Origin of the sequence: Planctomicrobium limosum (assembly GCF_051465645.1) — a bacterium.
Lineage (GTDB): Bacteria > Planctomycetota > Planctomycetia > Planctomycetales > Planctomycetaceae > Planctomicrobium.
This window is the reverse complement of sequence record NZ_CP195790.1, coordinates 2,313,485-2,328,656: the sequence shown is the minus strand read 5'-3', so window position 1 is coordinate 2,328,656 and position 15,172 is coordinate 2,313,485. Positions and strand designations below refer to the sequence as shown.

Here is a 15,172-nt window from a genome sequence, read left to right as displayed (position 1 = left end):
GGTGAATGTGACATGATTTTCAACCTGCAAACCCTTGGTCGAAAGTCTGCTGTTTGTCTGGGGCTCTTGCTGTGTCTTGTTGCCCTCGGATGCGGTAGTCGTGGGCCAAAATCGTATCCAGTCACCGGAAAAGTGATTTACGATAATGAAGCGGTCTCTGGAGCGAGCGTCCTGTTTATCCCTGTCGCTGGAGGCCCGTATGCAACAGGTCATTCAGCAGATGATGGCACCTATGAGGTGAAGCTGCCGGCTGGAGCATACAAGCTCGCAATTAACGCAATGAGCTTCCCGAATGGCGTCGAGTCGGAAGGGGTTTCCACGTTGCCATCGAAGTTCGGTTCTGAACAAACTTCGGGGGTCACGGCCGAGATTAAGGATGGACCGAACGTGGTCGAAATTAATCTTCCAAAGGACCCGAAGTTCAAGTTGCCGACGAAGAAGTCCAAGTAGTCCAGCCTGAGGGTTTCTTAAGGCGTTCGCCAGCAAACCAGAGAGTGCCTCATCCTTCTGGGGAGGTATCAGCGCTGGCGAAGTTTCGGGTGGGGCGGAGTTCCCTCGATCAGGCGTCGAAGCAGCACTTCATTGATGTGGCCACGAAATCGTGGGCGTCCGTCAATCAAAACCACGGGAACCCATTCGCCGTGCTGAACCACCAATTGTGGATCGTCATCGACGTTGACCTCGTCTGCTGGTGGCAGCCAGCGACGATACCTTCCTAAGAGTTCGATTCCTTCATCGCACAACGGACAGCTCTCACGTGTGTAGACGATGATGCTCTCGAATCGGCGGCCAGGTCGACTGGGAGCCCAGCCATGTGGTTCATGCCCCGCTCTCCAATGACTGCTGATTCCTGCAATAAGCAATGCGCCTGCACCCAGGCACCAGATCGGGGCATTGTTGCGGATGAAGTGTTCCCACCGAAACGGCAGGCAATCAAGGCCGGCGAGCAGGAGCAGCATGAATCCAATTGCACCGGCTGTGATCAGCAGGGTCCCGGTTCGGCTCTCATCGAATCCGCTCACTGAGCGATCTGATTGTCGATCTTGGCGGGGAATCAGGTCCATGTTGCCCTGTTCAATCTCGGTGCTTTGAATCACGTCTGCGTGTCTCATCTCTCGCTGGAGATTGCTCAAATGCATTCTATGCGTGGGGTGGCACGAGAGTGAATTCTGGCAGACGGCAATGACTCAGGAAACTCTTTAACCCGGCGCAGAATTGTGAAGTTGCTGCTGCACTCAATCGGAAATTCGCTCAGGCAGGCTGTTTGTTTTCCTGTGGCGGCGAGAATCTCGGGTAGCTCGGTGGAGAGTGGGTGCTCAAGGAGAAATCGAGCAAGTCGCATTCGCTCGTTAAGAGTTCCCGTTTCAAGTGCGGGTGCGTGACACGTTCAGACAGCCCCGCCATGCTGTTCAAGCATTCGGTGAGGATCGATTGTGCTCTGGTACGATCTGAACTCATATCGGCACACTGCTTGTGCAGAATCTGTTTGCGAGGACTGCCTGCAACTGGAATGCGGAACGACTACGACCAATCACGCTATTCAAGGTATCGACGCCCACTCAGGGAAAACTCAACGGAATCGCTTTTGGAGCCACTGTTTGCGTAACCGGAAGAGGTTCCCAATAAAGAAGGCCACATCGATCCAGATCGATGCGGCCTTCTTCGTATTAAGCCTCACTGACCGAACCGGTCTATGAATTCTGTTCTTCTGGAGGTGGCTCTGGAAGGAATGCAACTAAAATCAGGGCGATCAGGCACAGTCCGCCTGCGACTCCTGCGGCGACAGTCGCAATTTTTGCTGGCCCTGGAGGACCAGGAATCCAAGTTTGGGCTGCGAGAGTTGCAGTCAAAGCGGCAAAGCTGGTTCCGATCAAGCGTCCGCCAATGTTGGCTGCCATGCTTTCGCCCGTCCCACGCAGGTGGAGTGGGAAGATCGCTGGAAGGTAATTCCCCCAGAAGCTGAACTGGCCAATAACAACCGCCCCGGCGAAGAAGAGTCCGATCTGTAATGCGGTGAAATCCACGCCACCGATGGTAAAGAGCGTTACGTTGTCTCCTTTAGCCATTGCCATGAAGAAGAGCGGAAGGATGATCATTGCCGGGACGACAAACAAGGCTAACAGGGTCCGGCGGCTGACAATGCGTAGTACAAGGAATGCCAGCAGGAATCGCCCAGCCAGTCCGCCCCATTCCTGAAATTGGCTGTATGAGGCAGCCGCCTTCTGGGTATGAGAAGCAGCTTCTTTAGGTGACATATCCTTTGTTACTTCCTTCACTTCTGGCAAGCCACGAACGATCTGCGGGATCTGTTGAATGGCACCGAATGCCAGGCCGTAACCACACCCGACGAGCAGGGTGGAAACAATCGTCGCGCGGCGAAGTGCGGGTGTGAACAGTTCCAGAATCGATGGGCGTTTGAGTTCGCCAGCGGCCTTCTTCTGAGCCCACTTTGGTGATTCAGGAAGGAATGGGCGTACGATGATCAGTGGAATCGCTGGGAAAAGACCGGAAATCAAGGTGAGACGCCAGACCGGATCCGGGTTCTCAAGTGTTCCAAGAAGACCGACCGCCCATTGTGGCATCACAATTGTCGGAAGATGCCCCTCTGCTCCCAAGTGAGCGAGGTAGTGATTGACAAATGCAACCAACAGTCCCCCTGCCGAGGCAAACGCCTGCGTGTAACCAATGACACGTTCGCGGACGATGGGGTCGTCGAACAGTTCAGCGAGCCAGGCGACTGCGGCAACGAACTCAACACAGACTCCAATAAACACAAGGCACCTGCAGATGAGGAGCATGTTCATCGAAGTCGAGTATCCCGAGACGAAAGCGGCGATTGCATAAAGCAAGATGCTCCCGGTGAGGACGCGACGACGGCCGAAACGATCTGTCAACCATCCTCCGAGTAGCCCAAAGAAGGCTCCGAAAATCGCAGGGACGAAGAAAAGCGTTCGAATCCATGCGAGGGATTCAGGCGATCCAGGTTTGAATCCGGTGAGTTCAAAGATCGCTGCAGGGGCAATCAATGGAAGCATCAGCAATTCGTATGTGTCGAATGCGAAGCCGATTGCAGCTGTCAGGCAGACCAGGGACTGGATCAGCGTCCAGCCTCCTGTCGATTTTGAGGCAGTGGGTGTGGACATTTCGTCGTTTCGCTGCTGAAGGGAAACTGGCAGGAGGTTTTGGCGAGGATACCGAAATCTGCTCGAAACCGAAACGATTCAAGCGGTTCTGATCCAAGTCGAGCCAAATTCTTTTCCTGACCGAAGCGGAAATAGCAGGAAAAATGACAGGCGCAAACAAAAACACTCCTGACAAGTCCTGTCAGGAGTGCGAAATTTTTACAGAGAGTCTGAAGTTCAGAGCTCTGAACAGCGTCGCGAAGATTACTTCTTAGCGAGTGCGGCCTTTGCTGCGTCTGCAATTTCGTCGAAGATTGCAGGTGTGTGAATCGCGATTTCGCTCAGCATCTTGCGGTTCACTTTGATTCCGGCGAGATCGAGGCCGTGGATCAGCTGTGAATAGCGCAGTCCGCGCTGTGTTGCAGCAGCAGAGAGACGAGTGATCCACAGAGCGCGGAATTCACGTTTCTTGACTCGACGATCGCGGAATGCATATGCACGGGCGCGAATGAGTGTTTCTTGTACTGTTCGCCAGAGCTTACTCCGGCCGCCCCAGTTCCCTTTTGCTTCACGGAAGATACGATTTTTCTTCTTCCGACGGGCCTTCCCGTACTTTACTCTCATGGTTCGATCTTTCTGTGGCCTTAGTCCGAAAAGCAATAAAGCTTTTGACTAGGCTGAATTGCTAGTTGTTGAAATGACGGACCGCCAGGGGCAAACCAATCCCTGAAACGGCAGCACGGTCATACCGCCCCATCGGGCGAAATGTTGCGTCAGCGAAATTACAGGCTTGGGCGAATAGCATCCAGAACCATGCGGGCGTTAGCACCGCAAACGATTCCGCCGCCGCGCAGCTGGCGTTTCCGCTTAGCTGATTTCTTACCGAGGATGTGGCCGCGGTTAGCGCTGCGGTGAGTGGCCTTCTTACCAGAGCCAGTCATTTTGAACCGCTTGGCAATCCCTTTGTGTGTTTTTGCTTTGGGCATTTTTCCACCATGATTGCGAAAAATTGAAGCGGAAACTGTAGTCGAAAAGGGTCCCAGACTTCCAGCCATTCACAGGGATTTTTCCGAAATCAGTGTCTGAGACGGATTGTTGACGAATCTGTTGTGGTGGTGTGTCGGTGGAAGTGGCTTCAGGGGAGGGGGTTACGCATTGTTTCGGGTGGCTGCTCTCTCGCTGGGTAGATTGAACGGAGTTGCTGCTGTTAAGCGGAGGAATACGATTTGGCAGGGCAGGTGTTAGGTTTAGTTGCGGGGTTTGGGTAAAGAGTCTGTAACGGGACGGTCAGTGTTTTCGTGTGTTGCGTTTCGACCAAAAGTTCCGGTTGCAGCAGTTGAGAGCTTGTTTCTGCGGCAGTACAATCTGCCGACTCAACTTAGAGGTTGAAGTAATAAGGTTTTCGTTTTTTGGGAGAAGCTTGTCGTGGCAGTCACCGTCGGCATTAACGGGTTTGGGCGTATTGGGCGTATTACACTGCGAGCTATGTTGGCACGCGGTTCCGAGTTTGACATTGTTGCCATCAACGACCTGGGCGATCCAAAAGCGTTGGCAATGCTGCTGAAGTACGACAGCGTTCAGGGTCGATTCCCTGGCGAAGTCAGTGTTGATGGCGACTCAATCGTGATCAACGGCAAGCGAGTTAAGGTTGTTGCTGAGCGTGATCCTCGCAACCTGCCTTGGAAGCAACTCGGCGTTCAAGTTGCCCTCGAGTCAACTGGTTTCTTCACCGGTCGCGCAAAAGACGGCAAGCCAGGTTACGACAGTCACCTCGAAGCGGGAGCTTCAAAGGTCGTGATCTCTGCTCCAGCTTCTGATAAGCCAGATCTCACCGTTGTTTGCGGTGTGAACGACGATCAGCTGACTGCTGAGCACAAGACTGTTTCGAACGCAAGCTGCACCACAAACTGCCTCGCTCCAATGGCAAAGGTGCTTCACGAAACGTTCGGGATTGAAAAAGGTCTGATGACCACCGTTCACGCTTACACGAACGATCAGCGTGTTTCCGATCAGATTCACAGCGACCCACGCCGCGCTCGCGCAGCTGCGATCAACGTGATTCCGACTTCAACCGGCGCTGCAAAGGCTGTCGGCGAAGTTCTTCCAGCTTTGAATGGAAAACTGACCGGGATCTCTCTCCGTGTTCCAGTTCCAACAGGCAGTGTGACCGACCTCGTTGCTGTGATGTCAAAAGACGTGACTGCAAAAGACGTTAACGAGGCGATGAAGGCCGCTTCTGAAGGTTCACTGAAGGGAATCCTGCAGTACACCGAAGATCCGATCGTGTCATCAGATATCATCGGCAGCACCTACAGCAGCATCTTTGATGGCAGCTGGACTCAGGTGATCGGCGGAAACCTTCTGAAGGTTCTCAGCTGGTACGACAACGAGTACGGCTATTCAAACCGTACCGCTGACTTGATCTCAAAGTTGGCAAAGCTCTAAGTCTATCACCGGCCATGACATTCGGCGGGTGCCTGTCTACATTGAAAAGATTTTTCAAGTCGGCAGTACCTGTCCTTGTCGGGTTTGAGTAAGATTATGACCGTGGGTCGTCTCCTGTTTCAGAGAGACGACCCTGTTTTACTATTGGCCATCCGGTAAGAATCGAACGCGTTTTCAGGTAATGACACTCAAAGCAGCACGTCTCACAGGTCCGTTGATTGCTCCTTCGATGCTGAAGTGTGACTTCGGCAATCTAGAAGCGGAAATTGCCCGGTTGGAAGATGCGCATGCAAAGCTGCTGCACCTGGATGTGATGGATGGCCATTTCGTCCCAAATTTGAGCTATGGCCCGATGGTCATCGAGCGAATTCGGGAGCGAACCAATTTGATTCTTGATGCACACCTGATGATCGATGACCCAGGCCGCTGGCTTGACGAGTACATTCGCGTTGGGTGTGATTGGATTACGATCCATGTCGAGGCATGTCCTGAGCCAGTTCCGGTGTTACGACGAATTCGTGAAGCCGGTCGTCTGGCAGGGATTGCGATCAATCCGGGCACTCCTGTCTCAACCATTGCATCACTCGTTGGTGAGTGTGACCTTGTGCTGGTGATGAGTGTGAATCCGGGGTTTGGTGGTCAGAAATTTATTCCCAGTGCGACGGACAAGGTCAAAGAGGTCCGTCAACTGTTCGGCTCCGACATCCTGATTTCGATCGACGGCGGAATTGGTCCCAAGACTGTTCCTGAAGTCTCGGCTGCGGGTGTGGAGGTCTTTGTTGCCGGAAGTTCGATCTTTGATCAAGACTGCTACGAGACGGCCATCGCAGAGATGGAACGCCTGGCAGTTGATGCTCGGACGTGACCGGTTACCTAATTTGGACTTTATATGTCGCGTTTTGTGGTTCGGCCTGGCGAGACGGAATTCGATGTCCAGGATCGTATCCAGGGTGACTTGAATCTTCCGATGACAAATCGGGGAGAAGCTCAGGTTGCCGAGATCATTGAAGCCCTTCGTGGGCAGGATCTTGATGTGTTGTATGCGTCACCGAGTCAGCCATCGCTGGCAGCGGCTGAACGCATCGCTGATGAGTTGGGAGTTCCATTAAAGGTTCTCGACCGCTTGGCGAACGTGAATCTGGGGCTTTGGCAGGGGATGTCCCGCGCCGAGATCCGGCAGAAGCAGCCTCGTTTGTTTCGGCAATGGGAAGAAGCTCCGGAATCAGTCTGTGCTCCACAGGGAGAAACCTGTGATGAAGCCTGTGATCGTGCGTCGCGCGCATTGCGAAAGTTAATGCGCAAGAACATTTCGTTCGCAATCGTTGCTTCAGAGCCGTTGGCAACTCTGGTTGTCAGTGTCCTGAAAGGCCACGGCCCGAAACTGTGTGGACCGGCAAAAATGGCGGACTATCGCAGTCGAGTGGAGTGCCTGGAGACACCTGAGACCGTCACCTGAAAGTGACAGCCAAGCTGGGCTCGACTTTTTTGTGCGAAATTCCGAGAATGGAATAGCCGTCACTGGTTTAAATTGCGCTCAGATTTCGCCATTAAGACCAGTGATCGGCAATACGGAAACAACAGTGGATCTGTCAGGGGTCTGGTTTAGCTGTTTCATTGCTGCAAATTTATTGCATTGTCGATGAAATGAACCAGACTCTCACTTTATGTGACGATGATTCATTTACGATCCAAGATTGTGCCCGTATCTCGGCATTCGATTCTGACGAAAATCGATGTTCGTCGGATCAGAATCCATTTCGTTTCAATCAATCCGCTTTGGCGGCATGTTCCTGCTGAATCCGTATAAAACATGAGCACAAGCCCAGATACGATCAATACTCCAGCTTCTCCCGATGTTCCAGTGCCCCACACGGAGGAGACATTGGCAGCACGGAAGAAACGCGGAGTGCCTGAAGGATTGTGGATGCGGTGCGATGCCTGCACAGCCACGATTTTTCGGAAGCATCTGAATAAAACTCATCGTCTTTGCCCGGAGTGTGGGCATCACTTCTATGTGTCGGCTGCCGACCGAATCAAGCAATTGTTGGACGAAGGCAGCTTCGAAGAATGGTATCCCGGTCTGACTCCTAAAGACCCGCTGAACTTCGCAGATAAGCGTTCCTACAAAGACCGCGTCATCGAAGAACAGAAGAAGACGGGGATGAAGGAAGCGTGCGTTGTCGGCCGCGGCTATCTGCGTGGTCGTCCGCTCGTCTTCGGTCTGACTGACTCTTCCTTCATCATGGGAAGTATGGGCTCGGTGGTCGGTGAGAAGCTGACCCGGGCGATTGAAGAAGCAACCAAGCAGCGCTTGCCACTTATCATTGTCAGTGGTTCTGGCGGTGGTGCCCGAATGCATGAAGGGATTTTCTCTTTGATGCAGATGGGCAAAGTTTCCGCCGCACTGGGGCGATATCACGAAGTGGGGGGGCTCTTCATCTCTGTGATGACAAACCCGACAATGGGGGGCGTTGCCGCCAGCTTTGCCTCGCTGGGGGATGTGATCATTGCAGAACCAAAGGCATTGATCGGATTCGCTGGTCCACGCGTGATCAGCGGAACCACCAAGCAGAAGCTGCCTGCGGATTTCCAGACGAGCGAGTTTCTTTTGAAACATGGCTTTATCGATCGCATCGTGTCTCGCCCTGACCTGCGGAGTGAGATTGCAAGCATTATCGATTACTGTGAGATTCCCCGATAATTTGAGAATGACTTGAGCGATGATTTCTGATCATCGCTCTTTGCTTTTGTTGGGTGAGCAGTCTTAAGAAGCTCGCCTGACTCATCGATGCTGGGGGAGTACAGGTTGTGTAAATCAGCCTGTACCTGTTTTTGACGCTGCTAGAGACGCAGGCAAGGGGCTCATGAACTTCCTTAAAAAACTCTTTCAGGGAAGCGGACCTGCTAAGGTCGACATCGCGAAACGCTTTCGGCTGGAGAAGCCGATTGGAAACGGAACGATGTCCAAAGTCTGGAAAGCAACAGACACAAAGACCGGACAGCTGGTTGCCCTGAAGGTGCTTGATAAGGAAAAGACGATCGCGCTGGAGAAGCGATTCGTGGGGATGGAGAAGCCTAAGGAAGGGGCCATCTCCGTTTCGTTGAATCACCCCAATCTCGTGAAAACATTCGAGCACGGGCTGACAACGAAAGACGAACAGTTTCTGGTCATGGAGTTCATTGAGGGGATTGGTCTGCAGTCGTTGATTCAGACTCAGAATCCTCATATGAAAAAGCACTGTCTGTCCTACTGTATTCAGTTAGGTGAGGCGCTTTCCTACGTTCACCAGCAGCAGTTCATTCATCGGGACATGTGCCCAAGGAACATCATGATCAGCTCAAAAGATGTGCTGAAGCTGATGGACTTTGGATTGATGGTTCCGAATACCCCTCCGTTTCGCAGACCAGGAAACCGCACAGGAACGGCGATGTACATGGCGCCTGAACTCGTGCGCCGCTTGCCAACGGATCAGCGAATTGATGTCTTCTCATATGCGGTCACATGCTATGAAATGTTCACCAAGACATTTCCGTGGCCAGCTGCCAATACTCTGGATGCGGTGATGCAGCATGTGAATCAGCCCCCGCATGAGATTCTGTTGAGACTGCCGAATCTCAATCCGGTTGTTGCTGAAACGATTATGACAGGTCTGAAGTGCGAACCTGACGAACGCTGGCAAAGTGTCAAAGAAATGGTTGCTCGATTCAGGACAGTTACGTCATCTTAGGTTTTTACGACGCATGTCAGAGATGTTTTGCATGCGTTTCGTCTGCGAACGATTGTCGACGAGATTGAGCTGGATCTGATGGGATCTTCAATCTTGTCATCCCGATTTGCCTGAGCGTCAAGCTGAATTCCAGCCACAGGCACATCGTTTGCACGTTTGGGGTTGCACAGAAGCAGCCGACCTTTGCGTTGCAGATGAGGGATTCCAAGCGTCCCCCGGCAGACGTAGATAGCACCGAGAGAACCTTGATGAATGTCTTTATATCGGGAGCATCTGGACTCGTCGGAAGTCATTTGGTACCGGTTTTGGAATCAGCCGGGCATCAGGTCACTCGTCTGGTTCGTCGTGAGCCGATGAATCGAAACGAGCGGAACTGGGACACTGCTGGTCGCCGAATGTCCGCGACCATTCTTGAAGGCTGTGAAGCACTGGTGCATCTCTCCGGGGAACCAGTCGTAGGGTTGAGGTGGACTCAGGCGAAGCGAGCCGCCATTCACGAGAGTCGTGTGAATACGACACAAGTGCTGGTTGATGCTATTCAGAGAATGACTCGGCCGCCAAAGTGCTTTGTTGTGGCTTCCGCAATCGGCTACTACAAGGAAAGCGGGGACACCGTCCTGACGGAGCAGAGTCCAGCTGGCGACGAGTTTCTCAGTGAAGTCTGTCAGGACTGGGAAGAAACGACTGATCCCATTCGTGAGCTGACGCGTGTGACGAATGTCCGCACAGGAATGGTTCTCTCTCCAAAAGGAGGGGCACTCAGAGCCATGTTACCTGCTTTTCGGCTGGGATTGGGGGGGCCGATCGGAAGCGGGAAGCAGTATTGGAGCTGGATCAGCGCCGCGGATATCGCTTCGATCTATCGATTCTGCATCGAAACAACGGACCTGCATGGACCTGTAAATGGTGTCGCTCCTGGGCCGGTGACGAATCAGGAATTTACTGACGCGTTGGGGAGAGCGTTGAATCGGCCAGCTGTCATGCGAGTGCCTGCTTTCGCGGTGAAATGGGGACTCGGAGAGATGGGACATGAACTGCTGCTCGCCAGTCGCCGAGTCGTGCCTGAGGTCGCGCTCCAGCGAGGATTTTCCTTTCAGCACTCGACGATTCACGAGGCGTTTTCGATTCTGAGCAAGAAGAAGCAGTCGTCATGATCAATTGTTTGATTGTTCTGTTCGTCGCTGTGGTCTCTGGCGTTCTTACTGGCCAGGCGGGCGCGGCTGATCAGACCAGCGGATGGAAGCAAAGTGGCACAATCTCGGCAGTCGAAGCTCGACAGGCTGCTGCTGCGGATCACGAGTTCGTCTATGCAATCGACAATAAAGTCGTGGTGAAATACAACCGCCGGACCGGGGAGAGGCTTGCTGAGAGCACTGGAGACGCATTGCATCTGAACAGTGGTTTTTTCCACAACGGGAAGATGTATTGTGCTCACTCCAATTACCCGATGAAGCCTGAGCAGAGCATCGTAAAAGTTCTTGACGTGCAAACGATGGAACTGACAGACGCCAAAGACTTCGGGGATTCCCAGCATGGAAGTCTCACTGTTGTCCTGTTTCATCAGGATGCGTGGTGGTGTGTCTTCGCCAGATATGGTGACGAAAATCAGAAGACAGTTCTCGTGAAATACACTCCAAGCTGGAAGGAGTCTGGAGTATGGACCTTCCCGGAGAGTGTTGTCTCCAGACTGGGGAAATACAGTATCTCAGGAGGCGTCTGGAAAGATTCGATGCTTCTGACAACCGGACATGATGACCCTGTCCTGTTTCGCCTGCAGCTTCCACAAGAGGGGTGCGTACTGACACATGTCGATTCTGTTGACGCTCCATTTACAGGACAAGGGATTGCAGTTGATCCAGTCACTGGGGGGCTTGTCGGGATCAATCGAAAGAATCGTCAGGTGATTTTTGCAATTTCTGATATGTTGAAGTAAGAGAACTTGTGACGGCAGAGAGGTTTAGAGATTGCTGTCTTCGGGATGAAGCGAATTGTCTGGGGCCAGTCACCGCATGATTCTGGATTCCAAAACACGTTCTCCCACAGTAAAAATTCGCATCGGGTGACAGCGTGTTTTGCGGTCGGATGTCCTGTGATCGAAGTGTGATTCCGAGATTTCATTGAGTTTCGTGCGATAGAAGATGTGGTGGGATATGGCTGCTGAGACGGTGTTGATCACTGGGGCATCTTCCGGGATTGGTTTGGAACTGGCCAAACGTTTTGCGGCTGATGGTTCTGATTTAATTCTGGTTGCACGTCGAACCGATCGACTGGTCGAACTGGCGCACCTGTTGAAAGAAGAGCACGGGGTCATTGCGACTGTGCTGTCATCTGATCTTTCCCTGCCAGATGCTCCTCAGAAACTGGTTGATGAGATCACTGCACTCGGCAAACACGTTGACGTTTTGATCAATAATGCCGGGTTTGGACAGCTCGGAGAATTCACCACAATTTCGCTTGATCGCCAGTTGAACATGATTCAGCTGAATATTTCAGCAGTCGTCGCATTAACGCACCTGTTGTTGCCAGGCATGAAAGAACGCAAGAAGGGCGCTGTGCTGAATATTGGGTCGACAGCATCATTTCAGCCAGGGCCCAATGTTGCTGTGTACTATGCAACCAAAGCCTTTGTGCTTTCGTTTTCAGAAGCATTGTGGAAAGAACTGCGTGGGACCGGGGTGACAGTTTCCTGTTTGTGTCCCGGACCGACCAAGACGGAGTTTGGCAATGAATCGGCGATGCATGACACGCCGGTGTTCAAACACAATGCGATGAATGTGAACGACGTTGCAACCAAAGGGTATCAGGCGATTCGCCGTCACAAGCGACTGGTGATCCCCGGTTTCGTGAACAACATCCTCGCGACAAGCGTGCGATTTACTCCGCGGGCAGTCTTGTTGGAAGTGATGTCAAAGCTGCAGCCGTTGAAGAAGTGATCTGTTCTTGTAACCGACTTCTGGGTTTCTGATTTGAAGCCCGCTTCTTTCTTCTCCGGCGTCGCTGGTATATTGAATTGTAAATCCGGGCCAGCACAGCGATTGAATGGCGAATGGAATCTTTCCGCTACTCAACCTCGCTGGCCGTCTATCAAATTTTTTCGCAGGTGAAACATGGCTCGACAGCTCATCGTCGCCGGAATTGTGGCGCTGTCTGTAATGACATCATGGTACGGGTGCACTCGAATCGGCAGTCGCGGAATGTCGGTCAGCGAGTTAGCAGCGGTGCAGGTCAATGATGCGGATTTTCAGAAGGAAGTCTTCGAGAGCCCACAGACTGTGCTCGTGGATTTCGGAGCCACCTGGTGTGGACCTTGTCAGATCCTCAATAAGACGCTCGACGAAGTTCAGGGGAAATACGGCGAGAAATTGAAGATCGTGAAGATTGACGTCGACGAGAAGCAAGACCTGGCAGCGGCATATAAAGTCGAGGCAATTCCCTTTGTGATGGTGGTCAAACAGGGAAAAGTCGTTGCTGCTGACGTCGGTGCTGTCAAAGTTGACCAGATTGAGAGACTGATTCAGCCGCATCTGAACTAGACCCGGTTCGGTCGCTCTTATGGCCACAAAGCAGGATTTTCTCTGGTCGATCCTGCTGTTACGTGCCTTTCACGAAGCTATTTCTACAACGCAAATCTGAAGTCGCGTCAGACCGGTTCGATCTCACATGCGGCAGCGCAGCAGCCTTCCTGATTGGGGGAAGGCTGAATTTCGCGTGCCAGAGTCGTGCTTAGAGGCACTGCATGGAATCTGGACATGCTTTAGACGTGGCGAAGAGCTTCGATCGGATCGAGCCTTGCAGCAGAGCGAGCTGGATACACGCCGAACACGAGACCAGTCAGTACCGAGAATCCAAACGCGACCGGTAAGCTCCAGATCGCAATCTGTGGCGTCATCTCCAGGAACATGCGGCTCATCTCTGATTTCGCATCGTTCGCGTCAAGAAGATACGTCGTGACGATATGTTTGATCCCGGTGAAGGCCAGTGGGGTACATAACCCTGCGGCCATCCCAATCAATCCACCTGTTCCTGACAATGCAATTGTTTCGATAAGGAACTGCTGTGTGATGTCGCGACGTCGGGCCCCCAGTGCTCGGCGAATCCCGATCTCTCTTGTTCGTTCCGTCACCGTCGCCAGCATGATGTTCATAATGCCGATCCCTCCCACCAGCAGACTAATGCCTGCGATGGAGCCAAGAACAACATTGAAGATGTTTCGCAGCTGGTCGGCCTGTTTCAGCAACTCCAATGGCACTACGACAGCATAATCGCGAACGCTGCCATGCAGTCGATCAAGCGTCTCGCGGACCACTTCAGCCGTGGGGATCACGGTCTCGGCATCTTCGACCTTCAATGTAATCTGATCGTAGACCACGGACTCGGCGGAGAACGAACCGGATGTTCGTTTCACGATCAGATTGTTGGTGTTGATGCGGGACTGGAATGTCGACAGCGGAATATAGACGTCTTTGTTGTAGTCCTGACCGGCCATGCTCCCACCGACGGCCGCCGAGGCGGTGCGTTCCTGCATGATTCCGATCACTGTATACGCCCGATTCATGACCTGAACGGACTTGCCAAGCGGATCCTGTCTTGGAAACAGAATTCTGGCACTGTCATAGCCCAGAACCACATTGTTGGATCGGGTGTATTCATCGAACTCCGAGAGGAAGCGACCGCTCGAAAGCTTCAGATGGTTCATACTGAAATAGTCAGGAGTACATCCGACAATACGTGCGTTCAGGTTCCATTCCAGATTTCTCACGTCCATCGTGACTTCGCGAACCGGAACGATTCCAGTCACTGTGGAGAGAGTATTGGCGAGTACCAGGTGATCGTTTTTGGTGAGCCCGTAACGCAGAACACGCGAATTCCCAGAGGCCGATGCGGCTTCTTCTGGAGGCTTCACGCTCCTGATGATGATGTTGGTCGCCCCAAGTTGCAGAACCTGTTCCTGAGCCTGATTACTGGCGCCTTCTCCGATCGCGAGCATCGCAATCACGGAGAAAACCCCGAACACAATCCCGAGCATGGTTAAACCGGACCGCAGCTTGTGCAGCAAAAGGCTTTTGAAGGCCAGTCGAATTGTACGGATCAGTTGTGACATGAACGAAAGTCAATCGGTGATGCGAGGTCTATGAAACGAATTGTGCCGGGGGAGGTCTATCAGAGAGAAATGGGCTATCCCTTGAAGATTCCGTGTCCGGCAATCACACCGTCCTTCATGAAAATCTGACGTTTGGTTTGTTCGGCGACCTCAGGTTCGTGAGTCACCATGATAATGGTCCTGCCCTCAGCATTCAGCTCTTTGAGCATGGCCATGATCTCTTCACCTGTTTTTGAATCCAGGTTTCCTGTTGGTTCGTCGGCCATGATGATGGCGGGGTCATTGATCAGTGCCCGGGCGATCGCGACGCGCTGTTGCTGACCCCCGGAAAGCTGATAAGGCCGGTGGTCGAGGCGTTCTCCGAGTCCGACTTTCTCCGCGACTTCGATACAGCGTTTCGTGTCTTTCGGCGAGATCGGTGGATAGCCGGGACGGTAGAGCAACGGGACTTCGATGTTCTCCAGAACGGTATACTGCGGAATCAGATTGAACGACTGAAAGATGAAGCCAATCAGGCCGTTTCGTATCGCAGACAATTCGTCGTCATCGAGTTGCGCGACGTCTTTTCCGGCGAGAATGTACTTCCCCTTTGTCGGCCGGTCTAAACCGCCGAGCAGATTCAAAAGTGTACTCTTCCCGCTTCCGGATGATCCCATGATCGACAGGAAGTCCCCTTGGGGAATGTCCATGGTCACGCCGCGCAGAGCCTTCACCTGGACCGATCCGAGATCGTAGTACTTGTGAAGGTCAATGAGCTGAGCAGCCAGTTCCATGTC

At 52.8% G+C, this 15,172-nt stretch carries 16 protein-coding genes; 10 read left to right on the top strand and 6 right to left on the bottom strand.

What is annotated here, in order from left to right; translation table 11 throughout:
- Positions 1-12: 12 nt before the first annotated feature.
- Positions 13-450, top strand: coding sequence for a carboxypeptidase-like regulatory domain-containing protein (locus SH527x_RS08750; protein ID WP_437194276.1), 438 nt, complete (start codon positions 13-15; stop codon positions 448-450).
- Positions 451-518: 68 nt separating this feature from the next.
- On the opposite strand, the gene SH527x_RS08745 is transcribed toward SH527x_RS08750, so the two are convergent.
- The 4 genes from SH527x_RS08745 to rpmI all read right to left on the bottom strand — a co-directional run bounded on the left by SH527x_RS08745 (position 519) and on the right by rpmI (position 4,108).
- Complete coding sequence (locus tag SH527x_RS08745; RefSeq protein WP_437194275.1) at positions 519-1,112, bottom strand: glutaredoxin family protein; 594 nt, start codon at positions 1,110-1,112, stop codon at positions 519-521.
- A 579-nt stretch (positions 1,113-1,691) separates the two neighbouring features.
- Positions 1,692-3,143 (bottom strand): MFS transporter, encoded by a 1,452-nt coding sequence (locus tag SH527x_RS08740; RefSeq protein WP_437194274.1) that lies wholly within the window; start codon positions 3,141-3,143, stop codon positions 1,692-1,694.
- A gap of 243 nt (positions 3,144-3,386) precedes the next feature.
- Positions 3,387-3,746: a 50S ribosomal protein L20 gene (gene rplT, locus SH527x_RS08735; protein WP_437194273.1), complete on the bottom strand. Its 360-nt coding sequence runs from the start codon at positions 3,744-3,746 to the stop codon at positions 3,387-3,389.
- A 158-nt stretch (positions 3,747-3,904) separates the two neighbouring features.
- Positions 3,905-4,108 carry a 50S ribosomal protein L35 gene (gene rpmI / locus SH527x_RS08730; protein WP_437194272.1) on the bottom strand — a complete coding sequence of 68 codons (204 nt, stop codon included), beginning with the start codon at positions 4,106-4,108 and terminating at the stop codon, positions 3,905-3,907.
- A gap of 439 nt (positions 4,109-4,547) precedes the next feature.
- Between rpmI and gap the strand changes: the two genes are divergently transcribed.
- The 9 genes from gap to trxA all read left to right on the top strand — a co-directional run bounded on the left by gap (position 4,548) and on the right by trxA (position 12,828).
- The gene (gene gap / locus SH527x_RS08725; RefSeq protein WP_437194271.1) at positions 4,548-5,567 is read left to right on the top strand and encodes a type I glyceraldehyde-3-phosphate dehydrogenase; all 1,020 of its coding nucleotides are present in this window, start codon (positions 4,548-4,550) and stop codon (positions 5,565-5,567) included.
- 181 nt (positions 5,568-5,748) lie between these two features.
- On the top strand, positions 5,749-6,432 hold the full coding sequence (gene rpe / locus SH527x_RS08720) for a ribulose-phosphate 3-epimerase (protein WP_437194270.1): 684 nt from the start codon (positions 5,749-5,751) through the stop codon (positions 6,430-6,432).
- A 24-nt stretch (positions 6,433-6,456) separates the two neighbouring features.
- Positions 6,457-7,023, top strand: a complete 567-nt coding sequence (locus tag SH527x_RS08715) for a histidine phosphatase family protein (RefSeq protein WP_437194269.1) — start codon at positions 6,457-6,459, stop codon at positions 7,021-7,023.
- A 354-nt stretch (positions 7,024-7,377) separates the two neighbouring features.
- On the top strand, positions 7,378-8,268 hold the full coding sequence (gene accD, locus SH527x_RS08710; protein WP_437194268.1) for an acetyl-CoA carboxylase, carboxyltransferase subunit beta: 891 nt from the start codon (positions 7,378-7,380) through the stop codon (positions 8,266-8,268).
- A 163-nt stretch (positions 8,269-8,431) separates the two neighbouring features.
- A complete protein-coding gene (locus tag SH527x_RS08705) occupies positions 8,432-9,295 on the top strand; it encodes a serine/threonine protein kinase (protein ID WP_437194267.1) in 864 nt (287 codons plus the stop codon).
- A gap of 248 nt (positions 9,296-9,543) precedes the next feature.
- Positions 9,544-10,449 (top strand): TIGR01777 family oxidoreductase, encoded by a 906-nt coding sequence (locus tag SH527x_RS08700; protein WP_437194266.1) that lies wholly within the window; start codon positions 9,544-9,546, stop codon positions 10,447-10,449.
- On the top strand, positions 10,446-11,228 hold the full coding sequence (locus tag SH527x_RS08695; RefSeq protein ID WP_437194265.1) for an endonuclease: 783 nt from the start codon (positions 10,446-10,448) through the stop codon (positions 11,226-11,228). The genes SH527x_RS08700 and SH527x_RS08695 overlap by 4 nt, the downstream gene beginning before the upstream one ends.
- Before the next feature lie 217 nt (positions 11,229-11,445).
- Complete coding sequence (locus tag SH527x_RS08690; RefSeq protein WP_437194264.1) at positions 11,446-12,228, top strand: SDR family NAD(P)-dependent oxidoreductase; 783 nt, start codon at positions 11,446-11,448, stop codon at positions 12,226-12,228.
- A gap of 174 nt (positions 12,229-12,402) precedes the next feature.
- Positions 12,403-12,828, top strand: a complete 426-nt coding sequence (trxA, locus tag SH527x_RS08685) for a thioredoxin (RefSeq protein WP_437194263.1) — start codon at positions 12,403-12,405, stop codon at positions 12,826-12,828.
- A gap of 221 nt (positions 12,829-13,049) precedes the next feature.
- Here trxA and SH527x_RS08680 read toward each other — a convergent pair whose 3' ends face one another.
- Both SH527x_RS08680 and SH527x_RS08675 read right to left on the bottom strand, forming a co-directional pair.
- Positions 13,050-14,396 (bottom strand): ABC transporter permease, encoded by a 1,347-nt coding sequence (locus SH527x_RS08680; protein WP_437194262.1) that lies wholly within the window; start codon positions 14,394-14,396, stop codon positions 13,050-13,052.
- A 74-nt stretch (positions 14,397-14,470) separates the two neighbouring features.
- Positions 14,471-15,169, bottom strand: coding sequence for an ABC transporter ATP-binding protein (locus tag SH527x_RS08675; protein WP_437194261.1), 699 nt, complete (start codon positions 15,167-15,169; stop codon positions 14,471-14,473).
- Positions 15,170-15,172 lie beyond the last annotated feature (3 nt).

Bases quoted from the DNA above. Each gene is read 5' to 3' on its own strand.
- SH527x_RS08750 (WP_437194276.1), top strand. From the start codon at position 13: ATGATTTTCAACCTGCAAACCCTTGGTCGAAAGTCTGCTGTTTGTCTG.
- SH527x_RS08745 (WP_437194275.1), bottom strand. From the start codon at position 1,112: ATGAGACACGCAGACGTGATTCAAAGCACCGAGATTGAACAGGGCAAC.
- SH527x_RS08740 (WP_437194274.1), bottom strand. From the start codon at position 3,143: ATGTCCACACCCACTGCCTCAAAATCGACAGGAGGCTGGACGCTGATC.
- rplT (WP_437194273.1), bottom strand. From the start codon at position 3,746: ATGAGAGTAAAGTACGGGAAGGCCCGTCGGAAGAAGAAAAATCGTATC.
- rpmI (WP_437194272.1), bottom strand. From the start codon at position 4,108: ATGCCCAAAGCAAAAACACACAAAGGGATTGCCAAGCGGTTCAAAATG.
- rpe (WP_437194270.1), top strand. From the start codon at position 5,749: ATGACACTCAAAGCAGCACGTCTCACAGGTCCGTTGATTGCTCCTTCG.
- SH527x_RS08715 (WP_437194269.1), top strand. From the start codon at position 6,457: ATGTCGCGTTTTGTGGTTCGGCCTGGCGAGACGGAATTCGATGTCCAG.
- accD (WP_437194268.1), top strand. From the start codon at position 7,378: ATGAGCACAAGCCCAGATACGATCAATACTCCAGCTTCTCCCGATGTT.
- SH527x_RS08705 (WP_437194267.1), top strand. From the start codon at position 8,432: ATGAACTTCCTTAAAAAACTCTTTCAGGGAAGCGGACCTGCTAAGGTC.
- SH527x_RS08700 (WP_437194266.1), top strand. From the start codon at position 9,544: ATGAATGTCTTTATATCGGGAGCATCTGGACTCGTCGGAAGTCATTTG.
- SH527x_RS08695 (WP_437194265.1), top strand. From the start codon at position 10,446: ATGATCAATTGTTTGATTGTTCTGTTCGTCGCTGTGGTCTCTGGCGTT.
- SH527x_RS08690 (WP_437194264.1), top strand. From the start codon at position 11,446: ATGGCTGCTGAGACGGTGTTGATCACTGGGGCATCTTCCGGGATTGGT.
- trxA (WP_437194263.1), top strand. From the start codon at position 12,403: ATGGCTCGACAGCTCATCGTCGCCGGAATTGTGGCGCTGTCTGTAATG.
- SH527x_RS08680 (WP_437194262.1), bottom strand. From the start codon at position 14,396: ATGTCACAACTGATCCGTACAATTCGACTGGCCTTCAAAAGCCTTTTG.
- SH527x_RS08675 (WP_437194261.1), bottom strand. From the start codon at position 15,169: ATGGAACTGGCTGCTCAGCTCATTGACCTTCACAAGTACTACGATCTC.